General features: G+C 66.8%; 2 protein-coding genes and 1 pseudogene. All 3 read right to left on the bottom strand.

The genetic code is table 11. The features are described 5' to 3' along the window. Positions 1 to 967 (bottom strand): annotated as a pseudogene (locus tag EN781_RS30670) (glycine dehydrogenase); the annotation flags it as partial. A gap of 16 nt (positions 968 to 983) precedes the next feature. Continuing rightward, on the bottom strand, positions 984 to 1352 hold the full coding sequence (gene gcvH / locus EN781_RS30665) for a glycine cleavage system protein GcvH (protein ID WP_126054278.1): 369 nt from the start codon (positions 1350 to 1352) through the stop codon (positions 984 to 986). A gap of 6 nt (positions 1353 to 1358) precedes the next feature. Continuing rightward, the coding region (gcvT, locus tag EN781_RS30660) for a glycine cleavage system aminomethyltransferase GcvT (protein ID WP_245492691.1) at positions 1359 to 2430 on the bottom strand (1072 nt) is incomplete at its 5' end.

The raw sequence follows: 2430 nt of genomic DNA, 5'->3' as shown, positions 1-2430 counted from the left end.
AGATGTTGGAGGTGGCCTTGTCGCGGCGGATATGCTGCTCGCGCGTCTGCAGCGCCAGCCGGTAGCCGGGACGCCCCTTGCTGTCGGTGGACTGGCCGACCAGGCGGCCGGGCATCAGCCGGGTCAATTTGTCGGAGACGGCGCAATAGGCGGCGTGCGGGCCGCCGAAGCCCATCGGCACGCCGAAGCGCTGCATCGGACCGACGGCGATGTCGGCGCCCAGTTTGGCCGGAGCATCGGTCAGCGTCAGGCCGAGCGGATCGGCGATGAAGATGACCAGCGCGCCGATGGCGCGGGCTTTCTCGATCGCCGCCTTGTGGTCGCCATAGACGCCGAAGGTGTCCGGCCAGGAGACGAGCAGCGCGGCGGTGTTGTCGTCGATCGTCTCGCCGTCGACCTCTGTGCCGAGCGGCTCGGCGCGGGTGCGCACGACGTCCAGCGTCTGCGGATGCGGCGTGCCGGCAATCGCCACCTTGGTGCGTTTGTCGCGGTGATGGCGAAGGGCAATGCCGACGGCCTCGGCAACGGCGGTGGCTTCGTCGAGGAGCGAAGCCGACGCCACCGGCAGGCCGGTCAGTTCGGTGACCAGCGTCTGGAAGTTGAACAACATTTCCAGCCGGCCCTGGCTGATCTCGGCCTGGTAGGGCGTGTAGGCCGTGTACCAGGCCGGGTTCTCGAACAGGTTGCGCTGAATGACCGGCGGCACGTGGACGCCGTGGTAGCCGGCGCCGATAAAGCTCTTCAGCACCGTGTTCTTGGCCATCGTCGCCGACAATTCGGCCAGTGCTTCGGCCTCGCTGGCCGGCGCGGGCAGCGTCAGCGGCTGGTCGAGGCGGATCGATCTCGGCACGGCCTGGCTGATCAGCGTCTCGACGGACGGGACGCCGATTACGGCCAGCATGGCTCGGACATCATTGAGGCCGGGGCCGATGTGGCGGGCCGAGAAGGGGTAGGGTGCTGCGGTCATCGTAACTGTCCTGCTCTCAACCGATATGGGCCTTGTAGGCAGCTTCATCCAGAAGCCCGTCGAGCTGGCCTTCATTGGCGAGCTTCATCTTCCACAGCCAGCCGTCGCCCGTGGCGGCCGAATTGACCAGCGACGGATCCGACGACAGCGAGGTGTTGGCCTCGGTGATCTCGCCGTCGGCCGGTGCGTAGACATCCGACGCGGCCTTGACGGATTCGACCACGACGGCGGTGTCGCCCTTGGCCAGCTTGCGGCCGACTTCCGGCAGTTCGACGAAGACGAGATCGCCGAGCTGCTCCTGCGCGTAGTCAGTGATGCCAACGGTGGCGACGCCGCCTTCGACACGGAGCCATTCGTGGTCTTCGGTGAAATAGGTCTTTGCCATCGGGAATTATCCTTTGCGGTAGCGATGAGGTGTGAAAGGCAAGGGGTTGATATCGATCGGGATTTTCGTCCCGCGCACATCGGCGAAAAGTTTGCTTCCGGGCCTGGCGAGTGCCGTGTTGACGTAGCCCATGGCGACCGGATGACCGGCCGACGGGCCGAAGCCGCCGGAGGTGACATGGCCAGCCGCATTGCCGGCGGCGTCGAAAAGCGCGGCGCCCGCGCGCACCGGCTGGCGGCCGTCCGGCTTCAGTCCGACACGTTTCTGCGCCGACCCACGCTCCAGTATGGCGCGCAGAGCGTCGGCGCCGATGAAGTGGCCGGCGGCACGGATATCCTTGGGGACGGCCCACATCAATCCGGCGCTGGCCGGATCGAATTCCTCGGTGATGTCCTGGCCATGCAGGCAGAGCCCGGCCTCCAGCCGCAGGCTGTCGCGGGCGGCGAGGCCGATCCACTGCACGCGCTCGTCGTTGAGCAATGTCGCGACTAGGTCCCGCGCATCCGCTTCCGGCAAGCCGATCTCGAAACCGTCCTCGCCGGTATAGCCGGAGCGGCTCATGAACCAGTCTTCGCGCGGCTCGATGCCGTGCATGAACAGCAGCGCACCGGTCTCGATGCCGGCGCGGGCAAGGGCGGCCCAGGCCTCGGGACCCTGGACGGCGAGGAAGACGCGGTCGAGCGCATCCACCTTTGCCTCGAAATCCCCGGCCAGCGCCCGCAGGTGCTTCTCGTCGACGGCTGCGTTGCCGGCGTTGGCGACGACCATGAAGCGGTCGTCGCCAAGCCTGGTGATGATGAGGTCGTCGATGATGCCGGCGGCCTCGTTGAGGAAGAAGGTGTATTTCGACTGGGAAATATCGAGCGCGCCGGCATCGAGCGGGCAGGCGCGGTCGAGCAGCGCAATCGCGCCCGGGCCGCTGACCAGGAACAGCTTCATGTGCGAAATGTCGAACAGCCCGGCATGCTCGCGGGTGTGAAGGTGCTCCTTCATCACGCCGGCCGGATAGGTGAGCGGCATCGACCAGCCGGCGAACGCGCCAAAGCGCGCGCCAGCAGCCCTATGCAGATCTTCGAGG

This window comes from Mesorhizobium sp. M4A.F.Ca.ET.090.04.2.1 (assembly GCF_003999085.1).
GTDB lineage: Bacteria > Pseudomonadota > Alphaproteobacteria > Rhizobiales > Rhizobiaceae > Mesorhizobium.
This window is presented reverse-complemented; position numbering and strand designations above follow the sequence as displayed.

What these genes read in the sequence shown, in the direction of transcription:
- gcvH (WP_126054278.1), bottom strand. Translation starts at nt 1,352, where the DNA reads ATGGCAAAGACCTATTTCACCGAAGACCACGAATGGCTCCGTGTCGAA.